Origin of the sequence: Caballeronia udeis (assembly GCF_044909315.1) — a bacterium.
Classification (GTDB): domain Bacteria; phylum Pseudomonadota; class Gammaproteobacteria; order Burkholderiales; family Burkholderiaceae; genus Caballeronia; species Caballeronia udeis_A.
This window is the reverse complement of the sequence record NZ_JBIYEB010000017.1, coordinates 52,171-78,374: the sequence shown is the minus strand read 5'-3', so window position 1 is coordinate 78,374 and position 26,204 is coordinate 52,171. Positions and strand designations below refer to the sequence as shown.

Sequence of the window (26,204 nt, the reverse complement as noted above, 5' to 3'; positions counted from 1 at the left end):
GGCTGCCTCCTGGGGTGGCCTGTCATCAGTCGCGACGGGTCGGGAAAATCAATCGTCGCAAATCTAGTTTAGGTCGCAACTACCATGTTACCTCGCAATACCTCGCAACTCGCGTGCCGGGTCGCGTGTGCGCGCAGCGTGACCCGGCTCAAGGCACGGCTATCCATGCCGTGCCAGCCGGCGAGCGGATATTTTTACAAGGTGCATGGAAAAAGGCGCTCGGCTCAGTGCTGCGTTTCGCCGTGTTCGCGGTTGTCGGCGCGTGCATTCAGGTCTTCGCGAATGGCCTGCAGAAGCGAATCGAGCAACGCTATATCGAACGGTTTGGACAGCACGCGCGCATCGACATGACGCGCCCGGTCCAGCTCCTCGGCGTAGCCGGTGACCAGGATCACCGGTACCCGCGGCGACCAGCTCTGCAGGATTTCTGCCAGGTCGATGCCGTTCAGTTTGCCCGGCATGTGGATATCGGAGAGCACGACGTCGAACGGCAACGCACTGCCGCTGGCGACGTCGCGACGGGCTGCGTCGAGCAAGGCGATCGCGCCGTCCGCGTTGAAGACATGGGTGACCGCGTGATTCATCATCGACAACAACGCTTCGGTGCCCGCAGCGACTTCCTCGTTGTCTTCCACCAGCAGCACCCGCAAACCGTGCGATTCGCCGGCCGTTGTAGTGTCGTGTTGCGTTTCGAGGGATTCGGGTGCGGTTGCGCTCGCGCGCGGCAGATACAGCCGCACCGACGTGCCCGCGCCAACCGCACTGTCAATGGTCGCCACGCCGCCCGCCCGTTCGCAGAACGCGAAAACTTGCGGCAGACCGAGCCCGGTGCCCATGCCCTTGGACTTGGTGGTGAACAAGGGTTCGAACGCGCGGCCGAGGATCTCGGGACCCATGCCCGGGCCCGTGTCCTCCAGCGTCACCTGCACGAATTCGCCGATGATCGGAAACCCGTCCTCGTGCCGAAAATGCACGTTGTCCGCGCGAACCGAGAAGGTGCCGCCGCTAGGCATTGCGTCGCGGGCGTTCACGGCCACGTTGATCAGCGCAAGCTCGAGTTCGGCGGCGTCGACGCGAACCGGCCATACGTCGTTGGTGGTTTCGAGATTCAGTGCGACTTTCGCGCCCAGCGATGCTTTCAGCAGTTCGCGGCACGCCGGCAGCCACTTGCCGATCGCGATGGTCTCGTTGCGCAGCGGCTGCTTGCGGGCGACGCCGAGCAACTGGCGCGTCAGCGACTGGCCGCTTTTAAGCGCCCGTTCCATGGCCGACAACTCGCGATCCAGGCCGGTGGCGCCGCGTCGCCGGACAATCTGCACGTTGGTCGAGAGGATCATCAGCAGGTTGTTGAAATCGTGCGCGACGCTGCCGACCAGATTGCCCAGCGCTTCCATCTTGCGCGCCTGCCGGTAGGCCGATTCGATCGAACGGCGCATGGACGCTTCAGCCTGCCAGCGTTCCCAGGCATCTTCTTCATTGGCGAGGCGGCGCAGCGACAGCCAGATCACGCCCCACAGCACCACGCACGGCGCGAACAGGGACAGCATCAGCACGCTGACACGCCGGTACCACGCGGCCCAGATGGTGGCGAGGGGGTATCCGCTGGACACGTACACCGGATAATTCCCCACCTTCCGATACGCCACGATTTTCATTTCATTGTCGAGTCCTGAGCGCATTCGCACGACGCCGTTGCGCTCTCCCGACGCATAAGCCTCGCGCAACGGCGAACTCGCGGCAAGTTCCATGCGGTTGGGCGGGCGCGTGGGATACCAGGCCAGCACTGCGCCGTCCGTACGCGTAAGTCCAAGCGATACGGTGGAGTGTTCGCCCAGCAACTCGCGATAGAACGCGCCGAAGTAGCTCGGGCGAAGCGCGATGGTCACGATGCCGGCAAAGCGGCCATCCGGGGTCTTGCGCGGCACGGCCGTGTTGAACACGGTCTCGCCCGCCAGCTTCCCGACCATCACGCGGGAGACGTTTTCGAACATCTTGTCGTCGCGAATGCCGACGAAGTCGTCGCGGGTGGCGATCGATACATCCGGCGCGGGGTAGGCGCGGCTTGTGGCGATCAGGCGTCCATCCCAGCCGACTATGCTCACCGCCGCCACCTGCGGATAACCGCCGCCCATTGCGACGAGCTTGTTGTGAATGGCGAGTTCTTCGCGGCGCAACGTGCTGTCGTCCAGGCCGTCGATCAGGTCGATCACGCGGGCGTTGAGCGTCTCGTTCATGTCGAAGACTTTCAGCGCGTGTTCTTCCGCGACGTGCGCATTGCGGTCAACGACCTCCGCGGCATCGGCTTCGCGCGCTTTCAGGTCGCTCCACGCCATGACCGCGACGTACAGGCACGGCAAGACGATGGCGGCGATCAGCAGGAGCCTGAGCGTGGTGCGCTGGGCGGCGAAGTTGCGCTCCGGTACAACGGGGAATGGCGGCTCGTCCTGCCAGTGGTCAGCGCCCGGTTCCTCGCGTTGCGGCGTCATGATGAGTCGTCGTCCCGATGTGAATGACTGAGCGCGGCGTCGTTATGCAACGGCGAAAGGCAGCGATTGCGACATGCGGAGTTCCACGCATTTTAGTCGTGAGTTCGTTGGTCGCCAGCGCTCCGGAAAGGTAACGCTTGCATAAATCGTGCCTTTCAACCGATGAATCGATGTTCCGCCAAACACCCCGCATCGACGTTCAAAGCGCAGGGATTGTGAAAAGACGGCGTTCAGCGGGACGGAAGCGCGGGTGGTAAAAAGCGGCGGGCCGGTAAAGTTGGCGAGAGATATCGGCTGCAGCGTCACTCAGAGGCAAGGCGGCGCACAGTGCGCAACGAGGGATATAGGCTGATAGCCGACGTTTCGTACGAAGGTTGAGGCCGGCGGAGGGTGCCTGGCAAGCCCGTTGAAAGTAGGCGGTAGGCCGCTGCAGGGCAACCTCTCACAAACTTGATATACTTTTCGCCGCTTCCGGCACGGCTTGCACGCCGTCCGAAGCCGGTTCGCGTCAGGCTTGCATTCAGCTTCAAAGCATGTTTCATGAGGCCGGATGCCCGGCGCCCGATCTAACACTGCTGCCCTTGGGGGCGCCACAGCGGAGTCCGTCTTGGCCGTTTCCAATCTTATCGCCGACGATCCTGCTCCCGACGTTGCCAAGGTAACGTCGGGTAGTTCGTTCTATCTCGCCATGCGCATCCTGCCGGCTACGCAGCGCGACGCCATGTATCAGGTCTACGCGTTCTGCCGCGCGGTGGACGATATCGCCGACGGCACGCTGCCGCGCGGCGAACGCGCCGCCGCGCTCGAACAATGGCGTGCCGACATAGACGATTGCTATGCCGGCAAGCCGCGCAGGTCGCTGGCCGTGTTGACGCAGCACATTGAAGGCTTTCACCTGTCGCGCGACGACTTCATTGCCGTGATCGACGGTATGGCCATGGATGCTGCCGAAGACATCGTCGCACCCGACGAAGCCACGCTCGACCTGTATTGCGACCGCGTGGCGAGCGCGGTCGGGCGGTTATCGGTGAGGATATTCGGGATGCACGAAGATGCCGGACGGCGTCTCGCGCACCACCTCGGCCGTGCGCTGCAACTTACGAACATTCTTCGCGACATTGATGAAGACGCCGGTATTGGACGTGTTTATCTGCCGCGTGAACTGCTGTCCCGAGAAGGCATTTCCACGACCGACATCACGTCCATAGTCAACGATGCCCGCTTGCCGCGCGTCTGCCTGGCGCTTGCCGATCGTGCGCGGATCCACTACGCGCAATCCGACGCGATCATGGCCACCGCGCCGCGCGCTCAGGTGCGTGCGCCGCGCATCATGTCGGGTGCGTACCGGTGCGTGCTTGAAGCGAATTTGAAACGTGGCTTCGATCTCCCGCGCAACCACATCCGCACGCCGCGTTCGCGGCTGCTGTGGATCGTCGCGCGACATATTTTCTGATGTCGCGTCTCGTTCATGTGATTGGCGCCGGGTTGTCGGGACTCGCCGCTGCAGTCCAGTTGCAGCGTCGCGGCGCGCGTGTGGTCCTGCACGAGGCCGCGCCGCACGCGGGTGGCCGTTGCCGCTCTTACTTCGACATCAAGCTCAACGCCACGATTGATAACGGCAACCATCTGGTGCTGTCGGGCAACCATGCCACGCTGAGCTATGCCAAGGCGATTGGCGCGGCCGACGAACTTGTCGGCCCGACCCAGCCCGAGTTTCCGTTCATGGATTTGCGCAGTGGCGCGCGCTGGACCGTGAAGCTTTCGCCGGGCCGCGTGCCGGGCTGGATCTTCGATTCCGCAGCGCGGGTTCCCGGCACCACGCCCGCGGATTATCTGTCGCTGCTGCCGCTGCTCTTCGCCAAACCCGGCCGCACGATGCAGCAGACCATGCGCACGAACGGGCGCTTGTGGGACGCGCTGATCAACCCGCTGTTCCTGGCCGTGCTGAATGTGGATCCGCGTGAAGGCAGCGCCGTGCTTGCCGGCAACGTGCTGAAGGAATCGTTGCTGCTGGGTGGTCAGGCGTGCCGGCCGCTGGTCGCGCGCAATGGGCTGGGCCATGCATTCGTCGATCCCGCGTTGCGCCTGCTGCAGTATGGCGGCGCGGAGATCAAGCTGGGGTCGCGGGTCCGTGAGATCGGCTTCGCCGGCACGGATTCGAAGACGCGTGTCACGTCGCTTGATTTTGACGATGGCCGCGTGGACGTCGGTCTTCACGACTGCGTGGTGCTTGCCGTGCCGCCGAACGTGGCGCAGCAACTCGTACCGGGCTTGACCGCTCCGAACGAATTTCGCGCTATCGTCAATGCGCATTTCGCTATTGATCCGCCGCTGGCCTTCGAGCCCATGACGGGCCTCCTGAACGGCACCGCCGAATGGCTGTTCGCGTTCGATGGACGTCTTTCGGTGACCATCAGTGGCGCGGATCGTCTTCTCGATACCCCGCGCGAGACGCTTGCGCATGGCATCTGGCAAGAAGTGGCGAAGGCGGCGCGCTTGCCCGCCGAGCGCATGCCGACGTGGCAAATCGTCACAGAAAAGCGTGCGACTTTCGCTGCTTTGCCGAGCCAGGAAAACCTCCGGCCGGGCACGCGTACGCGCTGGTCCAATCTGATGCTGGCCGGCGACTGGACGGCCAACGGGCTGCCCGCCACCATAGAAGGCTCGATCCGCTCCGGCCAGAAGGCTGCGGACCTGCTTATGAATCCCTCCATTGATTTCTCGGTGCAACGCTGATGAACGAAACTGTCCAGCCGCCCGGTATCCAGTCGGTGACGGCGGCGGCGCTGGAAGCGTCGGTGGCGCGTGCTGCCGATGCCATTCTTGCCGACCAACATCCCGAAGGCTACTGGCTCTACGAACTCGAAGCCGACGCCACCATTCCCGCCGAGTACGTGCTCCTCGTGCATTACCTTGCCGAGACGCCGAATCTCGAACTCGAAGCGAAGATCGCGCGGTACTTGCGCAGGATCCAGCGGGCGGACGGCGGCTGGCCGCTTTTCACCGATGGCGCCATGGACGTCAGCGCCACCGTGAAGGCGTATTTCGCGCTGAAGATGATCGGCGATTCGCCCGAAGCTGAACACATGCAGCGGGCACGCCGCGCGATTCTCGCGGCCGGCGGCGCGGAGAAATCGAACGTGTTCACGCGGATTCTGCTCGCGCTGTTCGGCGTGGTGTCGTGGCGCGCGGTGCCCATGATGCCCGTGGAAATCACGCTCTTGCCCGAGTGGTTCCCGTTTCATTTGTCGAAGGTGTCGTACTGGGCACGGACCGTGATCGTGCCGCTGCTCGTGCTCAACGCGAAGCGGCCGCGCGCGCACAATCCGAAGGGCGTGCGCATTGATGAACTGTTCTTCGATGCCCCCGTGAACGTCGGCATGGCTTCGCGTGCACCGCATCAGCATCAGGGCTGGTTCCTGCTGTTCCGTTGCGTGGATGCAGTGCTGCGTGCCGCTGATCCGCTGTTCCCGCGCCACACGCGGCAACGCGCGGTGGAAGCGGCGGTGCGTTTTGTGGATGAACGCTTGAATGGCGAAGATGGTCTCGGCGCGATTTTCCCCGCGATGGCCAACTCCGTGATGATGTACGACGTGCTGGGTTATCCGGAAGATCATCCGAACCGGGCGATTGCGCGCAAGTCGATTGAGAAGCTGGTGATCATCGATGAAGCGCCGGATGGCGAGGCTTACTGTCAGCCGTGTTTATCGCCGATATGGGACACGTCGCTCGCCGCGCATGCGTTGCTCGAAGCCGACACGCCCAAGGCGCGGGCTGCCGTATCGCGTGGGTTGGACTGGCTCGTGCCGCTTCAGATTCTGGATGTACGTGGCGACTGGATCTCGCGCCGGCCGAATATCCGGCCTGGCGGCTGGGCGTTCCAGTTCGCGAATCCGCATTATCCGGACGTGGACGATACGGCCGTGGTCGCGATGGCGATGGAACGTGCCGATCGGGAAAACGGTACCGCGTTGTATGGCGAAGCGATTGCGCGCGGGCGGGAGTGGGTCGTCGGCATGCAGAGCAGCGACGGCGGATGGGGCGCGTTCGAGCCTGAGAACACGCAGTATTACCTCAACAACATTCCTTTCTCCGATCACGGCGCGTTGCTCGATCCGCCTACGGTTGATGTGTCGGGGCGTTGTCTTTCGATGCTCGCGCAGTTGGGCGAGCAGCCGGCAACGAGCGAGCCTTCGAAGCGTGCGCTCGACTACATTCTGCGCGGTCAGGAACGCGATGGAAGCTGGTACGGGCGTTGGGGGCTGAACTATATCTATGGGACGTGGACGGCGCTGTGCGCTCTGAATGCAGCGGGATTGCCTCTTACCGATAGCCGCATGCAGCGCGCCGCGCATTGGCTCATCAGCATCCAGAACGCCGATGGCGGCTGGGGCGAGGGCGGGGAGAGTTACAAGCTCGACTATCGCGGATACGAAGCGGCGCCGAGCACGGCTTCGCAGACATCGTGGGCGTTGCTCGGGTTGATGGCGGCGGGGTTTGTCGATCATCCGGCGGTGGCGAAGGGCGTGAAGTATCTGCATGCGACGCAGCGTGAACATGGGTTGTGGGACGAGACGCGATTTACGGCGACTGGATTCCCGAGAGTGTTTTATCTGCGATACCACGGGTATAGAAAATTCTTCCCGCTTTGGGCGCTGGCGCGGTACAGGAACATGATGCGCGATGGCGCTTCGCGCGTGACGGCGGGCATGTGAGTTCGCGATCTGGGTCCGGTGTTGGTTTGGGTTCTGGCTCCGGCTCCAGTTCTGGCGATGCGCGGTTGCCCATCATTGCCGTAACAGGGATGGCGTTTGAAGCGCGTATCGCTCGCGGGCCGGGTGTGGAAGCGGTGTTTGCTGCACGGTCGGATTTGCTCGAGCGCGCGTTGAGTGAAGCGTTGGCGCGGGGGTGTTCCGGGGTTATCAGCTTCGGAACGGCCGGCGGGCTTTCGCCGGAGTTAGAGCCGGGGACGTTGATTATCGCTAGCTCTGTGTCGGGGTCGTTCGGTGTGCTTGATACTGATCCTGAGTGGTCTGCGAGGCTGTTTGCGGCTTTTGCGGGGACGCCGCTGGAAGCGCGGGCGGTGAGAGGGAAGATGGCCGGGGTCGGTGCACCTTTGACCGGCGAGCAGCAGAAGAGCTCGCTTTATCGGGCTACCGGGGCGCTTGCGGTCGATATGGAGTCGCATATTGCCGGGGCGATTGCCACGGCGCGAGGGTTACCGTTTGCGGTTTGCAGGGCGATCGTTGATCCGGCTTGGCGGAGTTTGCCGAGCGCTGCGACGGCGGGGTTGCGGGATGATGGGACGACGACGATTCTGCCGATATTGCGCGAGTTGTTAAAGCAGCCCTCGCAGTTGGGGGCGCTTTTGAAGGTTGCGGGGGATGCGCGGGCGGCAAGGACGTCGTTGGTGCAGGCGCGGCATGCGATGGGTGTGACGGGGGCGTTGGGGGGGTAGGGTTTTTTGTTTTGCCTTGGCCGTTGCGCGGCTGAGTAGGGAATGGCGGTTGGTGGTTGGCGTGTGACCGCGTTTCGATTCTGTTTCAGTCATTCATGCAGCGATAAGCCTTTGATGGCTTTATCGACTGCTTTCTTCTGGCCTCTCACGGCCAGTCCGACCAGATCGGGCGTATCAGCCGGCTCCTTTAGAAACACTTCTCGATTGGCTTCGTCGTGGGCAGTGGAAAACATCGCGCGGACGTAGACGGCGCGGGTTACTTCTCGTTCTATCGCTTGGCGGACTTCTGGCGGTGGTAGCCTTGAGCAGCGGGACGGCCGCTTTGCACCGCGCATTGGAATCCGATACGTTTCATCGCAACGAACGTACCGAGATCGAATACGAGAAGCCTTGTTGCATAAAGTGTTCAGACCGTTGGATACGGTCACGGATGACCCCGCTCGATCCTGGCGAGTCGGAACTGCAGTAGGGAAGGGGAAGCGAGTACGCATGCCAAGAGTAAGCGGTACAGCCGCTCACCCCAAATTAGATGTTCGGTACTGTGAGGCCAGCTCGGAACCGCGAGTTCAAATCTCTATTCCGTTGGCACCTACGACCCGCGCCCCGGCCAGAATTGAGCGCTGTAGTTGTTCAACTCACGAGTATAGGCGTCGGACTTGGCTTCAAACGTCGAGGGTATGGATACGCCATCGCCGCCTTTTCGGAAATATTCCTGAACCGACTGAAGGCCTAAGCTTTTCAGGTGTTCCCAGTCGCGGCACAGCTTATCTTGTCTTTCCTGCTCCCGTGCGGCGGTGCTCGATTTTCGTTTGGGCGCTGGCAAAGAATAGTCGGGTTGCAGATCGACAGTGTGAGAGAAAGTGATACTACTGTACTGCCATTGATCGTCGATTGCTTTTCGCCACTGGAACGTCACTCGAACGAATACGGGTTGGCTGTATCGCAATGGCGGAACGACTATATCGTCGACCTTGAAGAACTGCGCCTCGTTTTGCTCCTTTTCAGCTCGGTGCTTCATATGCTGGATGGCTGCTCGCAGATCATCACCGGCGAGACGGGCGCGGCGCACCATTTCCGCACGCTTATGCGGCGATTTTGCTTCGGCATATTCCAACAATGCCTGTCTGAAGGTTTGAAGGGTCTTACTAATGTACAGCCCGCATCGTCCGAGGGAAAGCACCCCCAGGGCATCTGGTCGCATTTCCCGCAGGCATTGCGCAAAGGCGTGTTAATAAACCCGTGTCGATCGCGTCTAGCGCTTCGTGTTCGCTTTGAGATAAATTAAGCTCGCCCATACTGGGTATTTCCCCTTTCTAGTCGATGAAGTGACTGGGGTGCCCTTGCTTTCGACGGAGATTCCCGGGCAGAGGAAGCTGAGCGTGGAAAGGTGTTGCATTGCACCCCTGACTCTTTTTGCAATGAGACTGCTGGCTCTAATCGGCGGTGCTTGACGCCAGACAGTCAAAAATCTGTCCCAGCCCGTCTGTCAGTCGATGACGACAACTTCATCATCGGAAAACCAGCTAGATCTTTTTATCCAAAAGCCGCCCAACAGTCCGTCTGACCCACAATCACGCATCCCCAAACGGATTCCCCTTTTTCGTCGCTGGTGTTTGCGACTTCGTAGCCAGATGGTTCTGCAACCAGAACATCGCTTTATTCAATCCAAGCGCGTGCCAGTCCTGGCCCATTTCGGAGATGAACACTCGATCATCGGCTGCCGTTGCACGCGAAAACGAACCGGCGAGTTCCTTGGCATTTCGATCCGTGTTCAACACGAGGAACGCGCCCATTTGATGCAGGTGCAAGAACTCATAGTCGTCACCTGACACTTGCGCCGCGATGTCTTTGATTTGTGCGTGCTGCTGCGTCGGAGTACCGATAAATATGCTGACCAGATACGTCACCTTCTTGTTCGTGTTCATGTTCTTCCGCCGTGCCGTAGGTGAGTGGATCGAGAACTTTGATTGTCACACAACGGCAAGCGGCATCCCTCGAAGACGCGGAACCAACATCGGCGAGAAAGCTGCCAAGCCGCCCCAACCACCCACCCCAAAAACAAAAAAACTGGCGAGCCATCCACTCTCGCCAGTCTATCGACCCTCACCGGGTCATCAGATCACACTAATACTACTTTCCATGCCCCGCATCCAACGGCTTATGCTGCTCCGCTCCAGACCCAGGAAAGAACGTATCCCAAACGGCCCTAACCCCTTCGGCCGCAGTCGCTTCGGCATCAATAGTTTCCGCACCCTCAACCTTACTTGGATCGCCGGAAAGGCCGCGCCAGTGAGTGAAGATGAGCATCGGTTTTTCGGTCCATCCGTCCGTACCAAACTTCGCGAATGCGGTTTCGCCGCTCGCGAGTTGCACCTCGTACCATCCGTCGCGCACTGGCGTGTAGTCGCTCAACGGAAACCATGCAGTCGGATCGAGTTTCACAAGCTCCCCCATAGATCATCAGGACATTGCTGTCGGTATAAGGATTGCGCATATCACGTGCCTGACATCGGGACCTAAGCGTCCCACGCCGACACATTCGTCAAGCAAACCTAAGCGTCAGACTACGCCAGGGTAAAAAGGCACAACAGAATCTCCCTGAGCGCTGCGTGCCATCGGCGGCCGGAATACCCTGCCAAGCCCCGCAATAACCTCCTCCGCCACGCGCAAGCATCACTCGCACAACATCAGTGCATCCATGCGTTGCCCCACGTATCTCATCAAATTGACATACTCTGTCTGTATAAGCGTGCGTTCACCCTGCTGCATGCACCAAATGCAGCAAATAAATGAAGTAATCGCCACATAACCACGGCGTAATCCCACGTATAAACCCTCAATAGGGCAAATCCGGTTGATTCTTGGTTTCTGTTTATTGATAATGCCTAAACACAATGCCGCGCCAGACCAACTGGTGCGCTGAGAGAGTAGTGAGTCGTCAACTTGGGGGGAATCAGTCATGCAATACGCTGAGATCGCTTACGAGAATGTCGTCTTGATTCCGCTGGCCGCGTATGACGATGGCTTGTACGCAGCCATGCTGATCGTCAGGGAGGTTGATGGCCTGCAGCGCGCGACTGGCGTGCTCGGACATTTCCCTTGCCCTGTCGATGCGCGTAAGTTTGCCCTTGCGTACGGCATGGCGGAGATTGATCAACGTCGGCATTCGCCGCAACAGCGAATCATGGAGCAGTCTTTCGATCAGGCCGCATAAAAGCGGTCTTCCAGAATCGAAAGCGAAACAGAAGTTGTTTTGAAACAAACCGCATAGGTATAGATAAAACACGCCCGCCAAAAAGCGGGCGTGTTGCACTTCGCATTCGCTTATTCGCGATGCAAACCATCGCGTTAAATCAATTAATTAAACGCTGTTTTCCCTGCCCAATCGACAGCCGCATCGAATAAAGCAATACCCGGCGACGACAAATTGGTGAACGTCTCGTTACTCAGGAAAAACATCACGCGGCGCGCGGGAGCAAGCGCCTCGTAGTCCATCGTCGCGCCTTTTTCGTAAGCGAAGATGGCGGCTTTCTCCGGCTGTCCATAAAGTGTCGCGATGATCGTCGCGCCCAGGCCTGGTTTGCCCCAACTCATTGGCGCCTGCTTGCCATACACGTTCACCACGCCCGCAGGCAATCCGGCGGCTATCGGATGCGGCGCGTTGACGAGCCACAGATAACGTTCTTTCGGTGCCTCGCCGAAATCGACGTCATGGCGTTTGCCGGTCATCGCGAAGTCATCGAGGAGATCGTTTTCCCAGGTGAGGAGCGGCACGGGCAATGCGCGCCAGCCGCTCGGCACGTCCTTCGATGAAACCGTCGACGAGATGATGACCAGATCCACGCCGCCCACCGAGTTCGGCGTCTGCGCCTGATCCACCATCCGAACCGAATACCCGCGCGCTTCAAGATGAGCCGCAGCCTTCTGGTCGACACCAAGATTCGGCCCGTTCATCTGCACGACCATCACCACCTTCCGACCTGCGCCGGTGCCGCCACGAGCCGCCTGCACAGAAGCCGGATCCGCAGCCGAAGCAAAAGCAAAAGGCATCGTCGTCGACATCAACACGAACCCCAACGCAGGCGCGAGCAACATCGCCCGACGACGCGCCATCTGGACACCACCTACACCCAGCCACCGCTTCAAAATCTTCATCGTCATCCCCGGAAAACAGCAATCGATCGAATCAAACCGACGCTCAAAACTCCAGCGTCGTGAGCAATGAAACCTGCCGCGCGTCGCCCACGGACACGAAATATTTGTTCACGCTCGACGGGTAGTAAGTCTTGTTGAAGAGGTTCTTGACGTTGAGCTGGAACGAGAGCCTGCGGCCGCCGAGCTTCGTGTCATAGGTGGCGAAGGCATCCGCGACGGTATAAGCGGGCAGCGTGAAACTGTTGGCGGAATCGCCGGGGCGCCGGCCCACGTAATGCGCGCCTGCGCCCAGACGGAATTCATCGCCGCCGAAGATCGCGCCGAAGTCGTACACGGCCGCCAGCGACGCCGTATGCGCCGCCACGTTCCAAAGCTGGTTGCCGGCGTAGAGCGGATCCTCCGTAGTCTTTGCATCAATGTACGCATAGCTTGCAATCACGCTCCAGTGCTGGCCGATCTGACCCGCCACATCCAGCTCCACACCCCGCGAGCGCGCCTTGCCCGACGTGCGCCAGTCGGTGAGCTTGGTCGTGTCGTTGTACTGCGATACGAGCACGTTCGATTTATTGATATTGAACAGCGCCAGCGTCCCGGTCAGCCCGCCCGGCATGGCGACCTTGGTTCCAAATTCCCATGACGTCGCCTCTTCCGGCAACACGGAAGAATCGATCACCACGCCGGAACTCAGCGGCGCAATGGTCGACGTCGGCTTGAGCGACTTCGTATAACTTCCATACAGCGAAACCGTATCCGTCCACTTGTAAACCACGCCCGCACGCGGCAGCCATTTCGTGTCGTCTATATCCGTATTCGCCTTGAACGGCCGTCCCTTTCCGGCAATCTGGTTGTACGAAAGAAAGCGCGCGCCGCCCACGAGAATCCACTTGTCGGTCAGGTGGAAGCTGTCCTGGAAGAAGAGGGATGTGTCGTGCAGCGTGTCGGTTTGATCGCTGTCGCTGGCGGAGATGGTGCTCGACGGGCTCTCCAGCCCGTACACCGGATTCAGGTAGTTGAAGGTGTATTGGGTCGCCTGCCGCAGCAGATCGCGACGATAGATCCGCCGGTATTCATCGTCCACGCCCACCTGCAGGTCGTTACGGAACCCGCCGACGGTGAAGTGGCCATCCACGTAAGCAATGGCGTAGCTGTCGGTGCTGAGCGCGCCGTGCGTGGCGTCGTTGCTGCGCGACACCGCGCCGGTGGTGCTGTTGATGCCCTGCACGCGCAATTGGTTGGCGTCGTAGCTTTCGCGGTTATAGCTGTAGCCCACGTGCGCTTTCCAGTCGGCGTTGATCTGGTGATCGACCGAAAGCTGCGCGAGATGCGACTCGCCGGCCATCTGGTTGAACGGCTCGTCAAGGCGCTCGCGGGCGGAAATGGCAAGGGGTTCGTTGGTCTTCGGATCGAGCGCGGTGCCGCGGTCGAACGGATACAGGAACCTGCGATATTCATACGACACCACGACTTGCGTATCGCGTCCGTACCACGCGACCGAGGGCGCCACCATCGTCTCGCGATGTTCGCCGAAGTTGCGCCAGTATTGCTCGTTGACCTGATCGACAACAAGCCGGTAAGCCAGACCCGAATCTCCGACAGGACCCGTGGTGTCCAACGTCCCGCCCGCACCGTTGCGGCCGTGGCCGTAGGTCGAACCCGACATAGAGATCGCGTGATAAGGCGTAAGCAGCGGCAGTTTGCTGACCACGTTGACCACGCCGCCCGGGTCCATGATCCCGTAGAGCAGGGAGGTCGGACCCTTGAGCACTTCGACGCTATCGGCCGAGGCGGTGAGCGAGCGCCCCTGCACGATCGGCATGCCGTTGCGCATGATCGAGCCATCGCGGTTGCCGCCGAAACCGCGCTTGAGCAACGTGTCCTGCGTACCCGCCAGCGTATTGCCCTGCACGATGCCGCTGACGTTCGCGAGCGCGTCGTCGAGATTGCGCGGCCGCTGGTCGTGCAGCACTTGCGATGGCACGACGTTGACCACTTGCGGCGTATCGATCAACGGAGTGTCCGAGCGCATCACTACCGCTTCTTTCGGCAACTGATAGCCCGCGGTATGAAGGGCACTCGCGTTCACCGCAACCGGCGGCAGGGTCATGCCGTCGGACGCCGTTGCACCGACGATCTCCACGAGCGTGTAACCGCCGTTGGCCTGCTGCACTGAAGCAACCCCTGTCCCGTGCAGGATTTGCGCGAATGCCTGAGGGACATCGTATTCACCGCGCAGGCCGGCGCTTTGACGGTTGGCCGTGATCGCGCTTGGGAAGGACAACAGAATGCCGGCTTCGCGGCCGAAGCGGTTAAGGGTGGTTTCCAGCGGCCCGGGGGGAATGTCGTAGGTCCTGCGTTGCGGTGTCTGCGTGGCGCCGCCAACGTCGGCGGCCATCGCCAGATTGAACGGCACGCCGGCCGCAATCAGCGTGGCTGTCATCACGCGCACAAGCCGGCGGCGCGCCGGTCCGGCTTTCCTCGTTTTGATTCGACGGCAGAAGCCGGCCTTTCGATACTGTCCCATGTTCAACGCTCGCAGGAAGATAGACGATGTAGTGCTCTCATCTCCCTTGTCCCGCGAGAATCGAAAACAGCTCAACGCAGCTCAAATTTTTTATCGATGCCTTGATTCGTGACCGCGCATCACGACCGCGCGGGTTGCACCGTGACCCAATACCGCGTGACGAATTCGAGCTGGACGGGCAGGGTGCTGTCGAGCGTCTCCAGCACCCGGTCGGTATCGGCGAGAGGGAAGGTGCCCGATAAACGCAGGTCCGCAATCTCCGGCGCGCAACGCACCACTCCCCGCCGATAACGGCTCAACTCCGCGACAAAATCCCCCAGCCGCATGCTGCTCGCGACGATCAGACCATCGGTCCACGCTGCGTCGTTTTCGGTGATCGTGTCGACAGGACCCACATCGAAACGCGTGAAGCGCGCCCGTTGCCCGGCGCGCACCACGGTCGCGCGGTGCGCCGCATCGGCTGGCTCGATCCGCACGGCGCCATCGAAGACATCCAGGAGGCTCGCATCCGTCTGCTGCCGCGCGGCGAACCGGGTGCCGAGCGGTTGCAATGTGCCTTGCGCCGTCTCGACCACGAACGGGCGTGGCATGGGGCCATCGGCATGGCCGGTAACGACCATGATCTCGCCGCTCCGCAGGCGCAGGCGGCGTTCGGTGCTGCTGTAGCTGACATTCACGGCGCTATCTGTGTTCAAGGTCACCACGGTGCCGTCAGCGAGCGTCAGCGTGCGCCGCTCGCCCACGGCTGTCCGCTCGTCCGCGGTCCACGCGCGCCACGGCACGCGCTCTTCCGCTATCCACGCGCCGCTGCCGGCGAACAGCAGCACCGCCAACGCCTTGACGCTCGCACGCCGCCTGGCCGAGCGAGGCGGCATCAGGGCGGCGCGCGCGACTTTCGCGCCAATCGCATCGCTTAAACCGTGAAAGCGGCTGCTGGCGGACTGGATATGCCGCCACGCGCGCTCATGATCGGCATGTGCAGCGAGCCAGCGCTCGAAGGCGTTGCGTTGTGATTCCGTGGTATCGCCGGATTGCAGCTCCATCCACCATTCAACGGCGCTGCGTGCGATCTCCGGCGCAATATCGGGGTGAGCGTTTGCATTCATGCGCGTTATTCCATCGACAACGCGAAGAAACATTGCGCACCGGCACGCACCAGATGACGCTTGACGGTGGATATCGATATCTTGAGTTGCGTGGCAATGTCGGCATGGCTCGCGCCGTCGAGCTGGGCGAGCAGGAATGCGCGTTTGACGGCGACGGGCAGGCCGTTCAACCGGACATCGATTTCGCAGAGGGTTTCGAGCAGCACCGCCCGTTCTTCCGGCGATGAAACCAGCGCTTCGGGCCTGTGCGCCAGCGCTTCAAGATAAGCGCGCTCGATCTGCTCGCGCCGCCAGTGATTGAACAGTACGCGCTGCGCGACGGTGGTCAGGAAAGCGCGCGGCTCGTCGAGCGCGAGCGGTTCGTCACGCGCCAGCAGACGCACGAACGTGTCATGTGCAAGGTCCGCCGCACGATGCGCACAGCCGAGCTTCTTGCGCAGCCACGCTTGCAGCCAGCCGTGATGATTGCTGTAGAGCGTCTGCACGTCGCCATGCAGAGGCGATTTGTTTGCCGGCACGCTTGCCTGCCCCGACCAGTCGCCTGGCGCCAAAAATCGTAAATGAGAATGATTCGCGATAATAACACGAGAGTTTTCTTATGTTCGATTCGTCTTTCAGTGTTTTTACAGCTTGCTTGTCGTGATGGCTGTGGTCGGCTGGCCTTTCTGACCCGCCCCGGTGCGTAGTTCTTCCCCCAGGAACTCCACGAACGTCCGCAGCTTCGCGGACAACTGATGCCGCTCCAGATAGATCGCGTGGATATCCGCATTCGGGAGCGCCCAGTCGTTGAGCAGCACGACCAGCTTGCCGTCACGCACCAGCGCTTCGGTTTCCCATTGCGAGCGCACGGCAATGCCGCGTCCATCCAGCACCCATTGCAGCACCGCAGTCCCGTCATTGCTGCTGAGCGAGCCATCGACCTTAACGGTCTCCATCTTTTTGCCGCGCGTGAAATGCCATGCCCCATAGGCGGATTCGTTCTCGCGCAGCACGAGGCACGCGTGCCTCGTCAGGTCGTGAGGCATGGCGGGCAGCCCGTGTTTCTCCACATATCCCGGCGATGCACACACAATTCGCCGGTTCCTGAGCAGCAGACGCGCGTTGATGCGGGCGTCGGGAACATCGCCGAAACGGATGCCCAGGTCGAACCCTTCCTCCTGCAAGTTCACCGGCCGGTCCGACAGATGAAGCTGGATCTTGATTGCCGGATAGCGCTCGATGAACTTCGACACCGCCGGCGAAATCCGGCTGCGCCCAAATCCAAACGATGCATTCACGCGCAGCAAACCTGTCGGCTCCGCCCGGCTTTTCGTGACGAGTTGTTCCAGTTCGGCGAGCTCGTCAAGGATGCGCGAGCCGTCCGCCAGATACAACTCTCCCTCGGGCGTGAGGCTGACACGGCGCGTGGTGCGGTTTAAAAGCCGCACGCCCAGCCGCCGCTCGAGTTGCGCGAGCCGTTTGCTGATGGAAGGCGGCGTCACGCCGAGATCACGCGCAGCCGCCGCCAGATTGCGATGCCGCGCGACCAGCGTGAACAGGTTGAGGTCCGAAAAACTGTCCATCGATTAGTTCCTGGAAGTTAAGTCTGGATTGCCTGAATAGAAACTGTATCGCGGTATGCATCAATTAAACTTCATAAAACTGCTGGAGACAATCATGTTCGATGACTTCAAGGACGTATCGGCAACCGTCGATGGCGTCAGGATCAAGGCAATACAAGGCGGTAATGGCCCCGCGTTGCTGCTGTTGCATGGCCATCCGCAAACTCACGCGATCTGGCACAAGGTCGTGCCTGAACTGACGAAACACTTCACCGTCGTGGCCGCGGATCTGCGAGGTTACGGTGACAGCGGCAAACCGCCAGGTCTTCCGGATCACAGCAACTATTCGAAACGCCGCATGGCGCAGGATCAGGTCGACCTGATGCGCACGCTGGGTTACGAATCGTTCGCGGTGCTCGCTCACGATCGCGGCGGGCGAGTGGCGGCGCGTATGGCGCTGGATCATCCGGCGGTCGTCAGGAAACTGATCACACTGGACGTAGCACCGACGCTCGCGATGTACGAGAAAACCTCGTTCGAATTCGCTCGCGCTTATTGGCACTGGTTTTTCCTGGTCCGTCCCGCACCGTTCCCCGAGACACTGATTCGCGCCGACGCGGACCTGTATCTGAAGCAGACAATCGGTGCCCGCAGTGCGGGGTTGAAGCCGTTCACGCCCGAGGCATACGCCGAATATTTGCGTTGCCTGCAACAGCCGGGCACTGCTCATGGCATCTGCGAGGACTATCGCGCGAGCGTCACGATCGATCTGGAACACGACCGCGAATCGCTGGCGAAAGGCCAGAAGATCGCCTGCGATTTTCTCGCGCTATGGGGTGCAGCAGGCGTGATCGAAAAGTGCTTCGATCCTGTCGCCGAATGGAAGCATTTCTCCCATAACGTCAGCGGCCACTCGCTGCCATGTGGCCACTACATTCCGGAAGAGGCGCCCGAGTTGCTGCTCGAGTGTGTGCTGCCGTTTCTTCGAGACTGAGCATCATGTCGAACCACACTACGTTCTATAAGAAGCTCGTCGACTCGCATACGGTTACCCGTATCGACGATCAGAACGTGCTGCTCTATGTCGATCTGCATCTGATGAACGAGTACACGAGTCCGCAAGCGTTCAGCGGTCTCGCTGAAAAAGCCAGGCCAGTGCGTCGTCCGAAGCAGCAACTCGCGGTGGTGAGCCACATCATTCCGACGCACGCCGAATCGCCGCGTGTGATTCGCGACGCTGCCTCGTTGTTGCAAGCTGAAAACCTCGCGCGCAATTGCGACAAGGCGGGCATCCGGCTGTACGCCGCGAACGATCCGCTGCAGGGTATTGAGCACATCATTGCGCCGGAACTGGGGTTGATCCGCCCCGGCATGGCGGTGCTCTGCGGCGATAGCCACACGACCACCTACGGCGCGTTGGGCGCACTGGGGTTTGGTATCGGCACGTCGGAGGTTGAACACGTCCTCGCGACGCAGACGCTGGTGTATCGCGTGGCGCAGACCATGCGGATCACTATCGATGGCGTCTTGCCTTATGGCACGGCATCGAAGGATGTGATCATCTGGATCATCAGCCAGATTGGCGCTCAAGGCGCACGCGGTTATGCGGTGGAGTTCGCGGGCACGACCATCGCGTCGCTCTCGGCGGAAGCGCGCATGACCTTGTGCAACATGACCGTGGAAGCGGGCGCGCGAGCGGCATTGATCGCGCCGGATAAAACCACGTTCGACTATGTCCGCGCGCATGCCACATCGCTCGATGAAGCCGCATGGCAAGCCGCGCTCGCCGACTGGAGCGATTTGAAATCCGACGCCGACGCCACCTTCGACGCCGAATACATCTTCGATGCCCGCGACATCGCCCCCTTTGTCACATGGGGCACGAGCCCCGACCAGGCGATGCGCGTTGATGCACTCGTGCCCGACGCCGCCCAACAAGCCACGCCGGAAGCTGCCGCCGCATTGCGTCGTGCGCTCGACTACATCGGTCTTGAATCGAATCGGCCAATAGCGGGAACGCCGATTGACCGTGTGTTTATCGGCTCATGCACGAATGGGCGGATCGAGGATTTGCGTATCGTCGCGTCGATCGTGCGCGGGCGCAAAGTGGCAGCAGGCGTACGCGCGATGGTCGTGCCGGGCTCGGGCTCGGTGCGCCGGCAGGCTGAAGCGGAAGGTATCGCGGAGATTTTAAAAACCGCCGGCTTCGAATGGCGCGAGCCGGGCTGCTCGATGTGTCTCGCGATGAACGATGACTTCCTCGAAGCGGGCAAGCGCTGTGCGTCAACGACGAATCGCAACTTCGAAGGCCGGCAAGGACGCGGCGGCCGCACGCATCTGATGAGTCCCGCGATGGCCGCCGCTGCCGCGCTGACCGGCAAGATCACCGACGTCCGTTCGCTGGAGAATCGCCATGACTAATGTGACCACGATAGAAGGCGGCGCGGTGCCGTTGCCAATCGAGAATCTCGACACCGATCAGATCATGCCGAAGCAGTTCCTTCGCATCATCGACAAAGCGGGTTTGAGCAAAGGCTTGCTCTACGACCTTCGCTTCGATGAACACGGTGAACCGCTCGCAGACTGCGTGCTTAACCAGCCCGCTTATAACGGCGCGCGCATCCTGATCGGCGGCGCGAATTTCGGGTGCGGATCGAGCCGGGAACATGCGGTGTGGGGACTCCAGCAATACGGTTTCGATGCCGTGATTGCACCCAGCTTCGCCGAAATCTTCTACTCCAACGCGATGAACAATCGCCTGCTGCTCGTGCAACTCGAACGTGAAGCGGTGGATGTGTTGCTGCGCGAATCGACGGACGATCCGGCGTCGAAGATTCTTATCGACCTGGAAGCACAAACGGTTCGCTCGACAACCCGCGCGCAGGTTTTCAGGTTCCCCCTGGGCGCGCGCCACAAGCGCATGGTGATCGAAGGCATGGACACCATCGACCTGACGCTGACCGCTCTCGCCGACATAGAAGCCTTTGAAAAGCGCCACTTCGAGCGCTATCCCTGGGCCGCGGTGATGTAGCCAACGCGGCTGCGGCCGCACATCAAAACACCGTACAACCCGACCGCTTTGGCGAAAGCCAAGCCAAAGCGGCAGGGACACGTTTTGCCCAAAACAGGAGGAGACATGAAACGCAAGCCGTTCTACCGGATTCTGTACCTGCAGGTGATCGCCGCGATCTTCGCCGGAGTGCTCTTGGGGCATTTCCTTCCCGTCGACGGCATCGCGATGAAACCCCTCGGCGATGCCTTCATCAAACTCGTTCGCATGATCATCAGCCCGGTGATTTTCTGCACGGTCGTGACGGGGATTGCGAGCATGCACGACATGCGCAAGGTCGGGCGCGTGGGTGGCAAGGCGCTGCTGTATTTCGAAATCGTTTCCACGGCCGCGCTCGCTATTGGCCTGCTGGCGGCGCATATGCTTCAGCCCGGCAAGGGGTTCAATGTCGATCCCTCCACGCTCGATGCCAGCGCCGTATCCGGTTACGCCGCACAGGCCACGCACGGCGAAGGGCTGGCCGGTTTCTTCATGCACATCGTCCCTGACACCTTTGTAGGCGCATTCACGCAGGGCGACATCCTGCCGGTGCTGCTGATCGCTATGCTGTTCGGCTCCGCGCTGGCCGTGATGGGCGAACCGGCGAAGCCGGTGATCGGCTTGATCGAGGTCCTGTCGAAGGCGTTCTTCAGGATCGTCCACGTGATCACGAGTCTCGCGCCAATCGGGGCGTTCGGCGCAATGGCATTCACTATCGGCAAGTACGGCATTGAATCGCTGCTGCCGATGATGAAGCTGATCGGCACGTTCTATCTCACCGCGTTTTTATTCGTGATCTTCGGACTGGGCATGGTGGCGAAAGCCTGCGGGTTCAGCATTTTTCGCTTCCTCGCGGTTATCAAGGACGAGTTGCTGATCGTGCTGGGCACATCGACATCGGAAGCCGCGTTGCCGCAGTTGATGGAGAAGCTTGAGCGGCTGGGATGTTCGCGCGGCATCGTGGGGCTGGTCGTGCCGACGGGTTATTCCTTCAACCTCGACGGCACCAACATCTACATGACGCTCGCCGTACTGTTTCTCGCCCAGGCCACGAACACGCATATGACCGTGATGCAGGAGGTGACGCTGCTCGCGGTGACCATGCTGACGTCAAAGGGATCCACGGGTGTGACCGGCGCGGGATTCATCACGCTCGCGGCCAGCCTGTCAGTCGTGCCGACCGTGCCGGTGACCGCGATGGTGCTGATCCTCGGCATCGACCGGTTCATGTCGGAATGCCGGGCGCTGACGAATATTGTGGGGAACGGGGTGGCGACGATCGTCGTGGCTTCGTGGGAGAAGGAACTGGATCGCGGGATGCTGCGCGCCCAGCTTGGGATGCCGCAACGCGTGGAAGGAGAACGCTCGACCCTGGTTGGCCGATGGAAACAACGCAAGGTCGGGCGGTCTCTTTGAAGCACCCGCGATACGGCGGCCGTATCGCGAGCCGAAGCTGATGAGGTTGACGCAGCGTTACTTTCCGGCCGGTGCCGACGCCGGTTCGGCCACGCCCGGATCGGCGTAGTTCGGCAAGCCTTGCGAACTGCTGCTTCCGCCCATGCCCGGTTTTGCCGGTGCAGCCGTTGTGCTCGCGCCGGCCGCAGGCGCCGCGGCACCACCGCCTTCATCGCCGTAATCCGGCAGCGCCGCGTTCGCCGCGCCCGTCAGCTGATACTGTCGACGCTGCGTGTAGGCGTCGCGGACGAACGCATATTTATCCAGCGCGGCTTGCGACAGGATGTCCGTTGCGCCCAGCAAATCGGCCCGCGCGCTGACAAACCGCATGACGAACAACGACACATCCGCTTCCGTACTCAGGTAAGTTCCCGGGCTCAGCGGATAGCTCGCAATCCAGTTCGTTGCATCGCGCACCGAACTCGGGCCAAGCAGCGGCAACACCAGATACGGTCCCGACGGCACCCCGTAATGGCCCAGCGTAAGCCCGAAGTCCTGATCGTGCTTCGGCAGCCCGGCGGGTGTCGCCCAGTCGATCAGGCCGCCAATACCGAACGTGGAGTTGATCACAATCCGCATCAGGTCTTCGGTCGCGTCGGTGATCTTCAATTGCAGCAAGTTGTTCGCGAAGTTGCCGACGTCGCCAATGTTCGAAAAGAAGCTGCTGATCGCCGTGCGCAGCGGCGCCGGCGTGACCTTCACGTAGCCGGTTGCAATCGGGCGGGCGACGTATCTGTCGGCGGCGTCGTTGAACTTGAAGATCTCGCGATTCATCGGTTCCAGCGGATCGCCCGGTTTACGGTCGGGGCCCGTGGCGCAACCGGACAGGGCGAAAGCAGCGGCGAGCAGCACGCCGCCGGAGAGCGCTCGCAGGGTGCGGGCGGCATCAGGCGTTTTTGCCATCCTCATGGGTCGGTTTCCTTGGGTCGTGCGTAAGTAGTTAGTGCGTTTAAGGGGAGGTTTTAACGATTTTGGCTGCTTTGGACCGCACCCGGGGTTTTCCCATTAGAACCGGCTGAAATACCACTGCGCCGACCAACGTCGTAAAAAGCGCCAGGACCAGGAGCCTGCCCATGCTCGATGTGCCCGGATGATGCGAAAACCACAAGCTGCCGAACGCCGTCGCCGTGGTCGCGGCGCTGAACATCACGGCGTGCGTGAGGCTGGACTGCAGCAGGCCGGTTTGTCCGGAGCGCCACGCCATGACGAAATAGATCTTGAACGCCACGCCAATGCCCAGCATCAACGGCAACGCAATGATGTTCGCGAAGTTCAGCGGCATGTCGAACACCACGCACAACTCCAGCGTAACGACGGCGGAAACAAGCAAAGGTATCAAAGTTCTCAAAACGTCGCCGATTCGGCGCAAAGTCAGCCACAGCAGGATCGCGATGGCGATCAGCGACCACGCCGCCGCCTGCTCGAACGCCTTGATGATCGTATTGGCCGAATGCAGCACCGAGATCGGGCCGCCAATCGCGTTCGGTTCGGCTTTCTGCACAGCGTCCGCGAAGCGGGCGAGCAGTTTGTCGTCGTCACGGCTCTTGCCGTCCAGCGCTTTGGGCGACGCTTCCACCAGCGCGTGGCCGTCGGCGGAGAGCCAGCTTTCTGTCATCGATTTAGGCAGCGACGCCAGCGTGATCGGAGACGGCTGCAGCAGCGCACGCATCTGGCCCAGCGCGATACGCAGCGGATCGGACATCGCGTGCTCGGCACGGTCGCGGGTGGCGGAATCGGCTGCGGCAAGCTTTTTCAGCGTCGCAGCAAGCCGGCGCGCTTCAGCCTCACCGGGGCCGGGATGTTCGTCGGCGGCGAGTTCCAGCGAGTTTGACAGACGCTTGAGCGTGGCGACACGCACGTCGTCGTTGGCCGGCGTGGCGACACGCTGGTCCAGCGAAGGCAGGAGCACCGACGCCGCGGCGGCAATCAGATCGAGCTTTTGCGGCTGATCGGCAGGAATGAGCGTCGATAAGGTCGTCGCGCGCTCCACTTCCGGCAGCTTCTCGAGCTTCGCCGCGATCTTGTCCGCTTCTTCTAGTGAGGGTGCAAGCACCTTCACGTCGTTCACAGCTGCTTCGGGCGCGTCTTTCAGCGAGAGCAGCGTGGCCATGGACTCCGTTTTCGGGTCCTTCAGGTTCAGCGGATTGAAGTCAAAACGCAGATGCAGCAGCAGCGGCAGCGCGCAGATCACGACGACCAGCGTGCCGATCAGAACCGGTGTGCGATTGCGCGCGAGGTAGTCGTCCACCGGCGCGAGTTTCGGGAAGCCCGGCGAGCCTGCTTCGCCCGGCGGCGCGAACACCTTGATCAGCGCCGGGAACAAGGTCATGTTGGTGACATACGCGACCAGCATGCCCACGCCTGCAATCTGTCCGAGTTCGGACACGCCGCGATACGCGGTGGGCAGGAACGAGAAGAAGCTCGCCGCCGTCGCGGCGGCGGCGAGCGTCAGCGGAATGCCCACGTGGCGCGCCGTGTTCACGAGCGCGACGTCCAGCCGGTCGTCCTTGAAGCGTTCCTCGCGATACCGCACCCCGAACTGGACGCCGAAATCCACCCCGAGCCCGACGAACAGCACCATGAACGCGACCGAAATCAGGTTCAGCGCGTGGACCATGAGCAGGCCGAGCGCGGCGGTGATGGCGAGTCCGACGAACAGCGTGATGAACACCGCGATGATCATCTTTCCCGAGCGCAGCGCGAGCCAGAGGATCACCAGCACGACGATGAACGTCAGGATGCCGTTGAGTACGGCGCCGTCCTTCAGCGACGCGAATTCTTCGTCGGAGAGCGGCTGTTCGCCGGTCAGCCGCACCACAGCCCCATATTTCTCCGATAACTTCAGGTCATTCGCCGTCGCGCGAATCGCATTCGATCCGCTCGCGCCGGGTTCCAGCGCGTTGTAGTCCACTACCGGCTGCACGGTCACGAACGCACGCGCGGGCTGCGTGGCCGAGGTGTCGACCAGATTGCGCCACGAGAACACGGCGGGTTGATTGGCGAGGACTTTATCCAGCACATCGGCGCTCTTGCCCAGCAGCTTCGACATTTGCCCGAGCGTCACTTGCCCAAGTTGCAGCGGCAGGAGGAGGCTGGTGTTGAGCGTGCCGGCCAGGCCGGTGAGCGTGGGGTCGTGCGCCAGCGCGTTGATCAGCGGACGCGCTTTCACGAGTTGCTGGGTGATGTCGGAGACTTTATCGGTGGACAGGTACAGCAGGCCGTTGTGCTCGAAAAAATCGCCGCCCGAGGGCTGTGACACTGCCGTGAAGTGGCTCGTGTTCTTGGCCAGCGCGGTGGCGAGCTCGCTGGCGGCGGCATCGGCGAATTCGGGCGCTTGCGCTTCGACCACCACGAGCACCGTCGATCCCCGTTGCGGAAAGGCTGCGTCAATCGCGTTGCCGCGGGCGGCCCAGTCGGGCTCCGTCTCGATCAACTGGCTGATGTCCGTGCTGATCTTGAAGTGATGCACCACGTAATAGCCGCTCAGCACCGCAATCAGCAGCGATAGAACGATGATCCAGCCGGGTCGGCGGATCGATAAGGTGACAAGACGGGCAATGAGAGGCGTGAGCATGAAGACGGATGCCTCGGAGGGCGTGTTCTGGTGTTTTGCTGATTGGAAAGAAGTGCCGTGAGGCGCCGCGTGAGTATACCGGGCGCGAGGAGGCGCCAGCAGAAGGAGCGTTCGCGCTGCGCCCTGCGAATCCGGCTTTGCTGTCAGACAAAAACTTGTCGTTCGCGTCAGCAGTTTGCGGGCCGAGGTCTGGCGGGTGCCGAGATCAGCGCACACTTAATGACCAAATGTACTAACATTGTGACACCGCTCAGCTCGTTTCCGGACTAACATTGTCATCACGGTGAAGCAATGAAAACAACGATTCGCAGGATGGGTAACTCGCAAGGCGTGTTGATTCCGAAACCCATTTTGGCCCAACTTGGGCTGGAGGACGAAGTGGAGATGGAAGTGGAAAACGACGCAATTGTTTTAAGAAAACCGCAGAAGAAAGCCCGCCAGGGCTGGGCTGACGCAAGCAAAGCCTTATCGCAGGCTGGCGACGACGAGCTTGTGATGGGCGAGTTTCCGAACGCCGATGATTCGGAGTTTTCGTGGTAGTGCGCGGAGAGGTCTGGCTCATTAACCTGGACCCTACTGTCGGCAGTGAAATCCAGAAAACCCGGCCTTGCGTGGTCATATCGCCACCTGAATTACATGACCACCTGCGCACGGTGATTGTCGCGCCCATGACAACCAAAAGCCGGCCCGCACCGTACCGTGTCTCAGTTGTATTCAGTCAGAAGAAAGGACTGGTCCTGCTTGACCAGATCCGTACCATCGACAAAACCCGTCTGGTCAAGAAGCTCGGCGCCGTGCCGGCCAACACGTTGTCGGTCACATTGCGGACGCTGCAGGAAGTTTTCGCTGCTTAAGAAGC

General features: G+C 61.2%; 22 protein-coding genes and 1 pseudogene. 11 read left to right on the top strand and 12 right to left on the bottom strand.

The features are described from left to right. Positions 1 to 224: 224 nt before the first annotated feature. Entirely contained in the window at positions 225 to 2,486 is a 2,262-nt protein-coding gene (locus ABH944_RS25405; protein ID WP_404610111.1) for a hybrid sensor histidine kinase/response regulator, read from the bottom strand. A 607-nt stretch (positions 2,487 to 3,093) separates the two neighbouring features. Between ABH944_RS25405 and hpnD the strand changes: the two genes are divergently transcribed. From hpnD to ABH944_RS25385, 4 genes are all read left to right on the top strand, one after another. Further along, entirely contained in the window at positions 3,094 to 3,939 is an 846-nt protein-coding gene (gene hpnD / locus ABH944_RS25400) for a presqualene diphosphate synthase HpnD (protein WP_404610112.1), read from the top strand. Further along, complete coding sequence (hpnE, locus tag ABH944_RS25395) at positions 3,939 to 5,222, top strand: hydroxysqualene dehydroxylase HpnE (protein ID WP_404610113.1); 1,284 nt, start codon at positions 3,939 to 3,941, stop codon at positions 5,220 to 5,222. Before hpnD ends, hpnE begins: the two co-directional genes overlap by 1 nt. Further along, positions 5,222 to 7,201: a squalene--hopene cyclase gene (gene shc, locus ABH944_RS25390; RefSeq protein WP_404610114.1), complete on the top strand. Its 1,980-nt coding sequence runs from the start codon at positions 5,222 to 5,224 to the stop codon at positions 7,199 to 7,201. The genes hpnE and shc overlap by 1 nt, the downstream gene beginning before the upstream one ends. An 89-nt stretch (positions 7,202 to 7,290) precedes the next feature. After that, positions 7,291 to 7,944 carry a phosphorylase gene (locus ABH944_RS25385; protein WP_404610177.1) on the top strand — a complete coding sequence of 218 codons (654 nt, stop codon included), beginning with the start codon at positions 7,291 to 7,293 and terminating at the stop codon, positions 7,942 to 7,944. A gap of 89 nt (positions 7,945 to 8,033) precedes the next feature. Here ABH944_RS25385 and ABH944_RS25380 read toward each other — a convergent pair. From ABH944_RS25380 to ABH944_RS25365, 4 genes and pseudogenes are all read right to left on the bottom strand, one after another. Continuing rightward, positions 8,034 to 8,225 (bottom strand): annotated as a pseudogene (locus tag ABH944_RS25380) (DUF2000 family protein); the annotation flags it as partial. A gap of 308 nt (positions 8,226 to 8,533) precedes the next feature. Next, positions 8,534 to 9,058, bottom strand: coding sequence for a hypothetical protein (locus tag ABH944_RS25375; RefSeq protein WP_404610115.1), 525 nt, complete (start codon positions 9,056 to 9,058; stop codon positions 8,534 to 8,536). A 457-nt stretch (positions 9,059 to 9,515) separates the two neighbouring features. Continuing rightward, the gene (locus tag ABH944_RS25370) at positions 9,516 to 9,869 is read right to left on the bottom strand and encodes a hypothetical protein (protein WP_404610116.1); all 354 of its coding nucleotides are present in this window, start codon (positions 9,867 to 9,869) and stop codon (positions 9,516 to 9,518) included. A 205-nt stretch (positions 9,870 to 10,074) separates the two neighbouring features. Beyond that, positions 10,075 to 10,386: a hypothetical protein gene (locus tag ABH944_RS25365; protein ID WP_404610117.1), complete on the bottom strand. Its 312-nt coding sequence runs from the start codon at positions 10,384 to 10,386 to the stop codon at positions 10,075 to 10,077. A gap of 517 nt (positions 10,387 to 10,903) precedes the next feature. Between ABH944_RS25365 and ABH944_RS25360 the strand changes: the two genes are divergently transcribed. Then, on the top strand, positions 10,904 to 11,158 hold the full coding sequence (locus tag ABH944_RS25360; protein WP_404610118.1) for a hypothetical protein: 255 nt from the start codon (positions 10,904 to 10,906) through the stop codon (positions 11,156 to 11,158). 143 nt (positions 11,159 to 11,301) lie between these two features. Here ABH944_RS25360 and ABH944_RS25355 read toward each other — a convergent pair whose 3' ends face one another. The 5 genes from ABH944_RS25355 to ABH944_RS25335 form a co-directional block, all read right to left on the bottom strand. Then, positions 11,302 to 12,057 carry a hypothetical protein gene (locus tag ABH944_RS25355; RefSeq protein ID WP_404610178.1) on the bottom strand — a complete coding sequence of 252 codons (756 nt, stop codon included), beginning with the start codon at positions 12,055 to 12,057 and terminating at the stop codon, positions 11,302 to 11,304. An 85-nt stretch (positions 12,058 to 12,142) separates the two neighbouring features. Beyond that, on the bottom strand, positions 12,143 to 14,620 hold the full coding sequence (locus ABH944_RS25350; RefSeq protein WP_404610119.1) for a TonB-dependent siderophore receptor: 2,478 nt from the start codon (positions 14,618 to 14,620) through the stop codon (positions 12,143 to 12,145). A 119-nt stretch (positions 14,621 to 14,739) separates the two neighbouring features. Further along, on the bottom strand, positions 14,740 to 15,726 hold the full coding sequence (locus ABH944_RS25345) for a FecR domain-containing protein (protein WP_404610120.1): 987 nt from the start codon (positions 15,724 to 15,726) through the stop codon (positions 14,740 to 14,742). A 5-nt stretch (positions 15,727 to 15,731) separates the two neighbouring features. Continuing rightward, positions 15,732 to 16,244, bottom strand: coding sequence for a sigma-70 family RNA polymerase sigma factor (locus ABH944_RS25340; RefSeq protein ID WP_404610121.1), 513 nt, complete (start codon positions 16,242 to 16,244; stop codon positions 15,732 to 15,734). Positions 16,245 to 16,349: 105 nt separating this feature from the next. Next, complete coding sequence (locus ABH944_RS25335) at positions 16,350 to 17,288, bottom strand: LysR family transcriptional regulator (RefSeq protein WP_404610122.1); 939 nt, start codon at positions 17,286 to 17,288, stop codon at positions 16,350 to 16,352. Between the two features lie 94 nt (positions 17,289 to 17,382). Here ABH944_RS25335 and ABH944_RS25330 point away from each other — a divergent pair, with 94 nt between their 5' ends. The 4 genes from ABH944_RS25330 (at position 17,383) to ABH944_RS25315 (ending at position 21,732) form a co-directional block, all read left to right on the top strand. Beyond that, a complete protein-coding gene (locus ABH944_RS25330) occupies positions 17,383 to 18,261 on the top strand; it encodes an alpha/beta fold hydrolase (protein ID WP_404610123.1) in 879 nt (292 codons plus the stop codon). Positions 18,262 to 18,266: 5 nt separating this feature from the next. Continuing rightward, the gene (gene leuC, locus ABH944_RS25325) at positions 18,267 to 19,688 is read left to right on the top strand and encodes a 3-isopropylmalate dehydratase large subunit (RefSeq protein WP_404610124.1); all 1,422 of its coding nucleotides are present in this window, start codon (positions 18,267 to 18,269) and stop codon (positions 19,686 to 19,688) included. Beyond that, complete coding sequence (gene leuD / locus ABH944_RS25320) at positions 19,681 to 20,298, top strand: 3-isopropylmalate dehydratase small subunit (RefSeq protein ID WP_404610125.1); 618 nt, start codon at positions 19,681 to 19,683, stop codon at positions 20,296 to 20,298. The genes leuC and leuD overlap by 8 nt, the downstream gene beginning before the upstream one ends. A gap of 105 nt (positions 20,299 to 20,403) precedes the next feature. Next, positions 20,404 to 21,732 (top strand): dicarboxylate/amino acid:cation symporter, encoded by a 1,329-nt coding sequence (locus ABH944_RS25315; RefSeq protein ID WP_404610126.1) that lies wholly within the window; start codon positions 20,404 to 20,406, stop codon positions 21,730 to 21,732. 57 nt (positions 21,733 to 21,789) lie between these two features. Here ABH944_RS25315 and ABH944_RS25310 read toward each other — a convergent pair whose 3' ends face one another. Continuing rightward, the gene (locus ABH944_RS25310) at positions 21,790 to 22,674 is read right to left on the bottom strand and encodes an MlaA family lipoprotein (protein ID WP_404610179.1); all 885 of its coding nucleotides are present in this window, start codon (positions 22,672 to 22,674) and stop codon (positions 21,790 to 21,792) included. A 46-nt stretch (positions 22,675 to 22,720) separates the two neighbouring features. Then, a complete protein-coding gene (hpnN, locus tag ABH944_RS25305) occupies positions 22,721 to 25,345 on the bottom strand; it encodes a hopanoid transporter HpnN (RefSeq protein ID WP_404610127.1) in 2,625 nt (874 codons plus the stop codon). Between the two features lie 291 nt (positions 25,346 to 25,636). Here hpnN and ABH944_RS25300 point away from each other — a divergent pair, with 291 nt between their 5' ends. After that, positions 25,637 to 25,885, top strand: a complete 249-nt coding sequence (locus tag ABH944_RS25300) for an AbrB/MazE/SpoVT family DNA-binding domain-containing protein (protein WP_404610128.1) — start codon at positions 25,637 to 25,639, stop codon at positions 25,883 to 25,885. Next, positions 25,879 to 26,199 (top strand): type II toxin-antitoxin system PemK/MazF family toxin, encoded by a 321-nt coding sequence (locus ABH944_RS25295; protein ID WP_404610129.1) that lies wholly within the window; start codon positions 25,879 to 25,881, stop codon positions 26,197 to 26,199. Before ABH944_RS25300 ends, ABH944_RS25295 begins: the two co-directional genes overlap by 7 nt. Positions 26,200 to 26,204 lie beyond the last annotated feature (5 nt).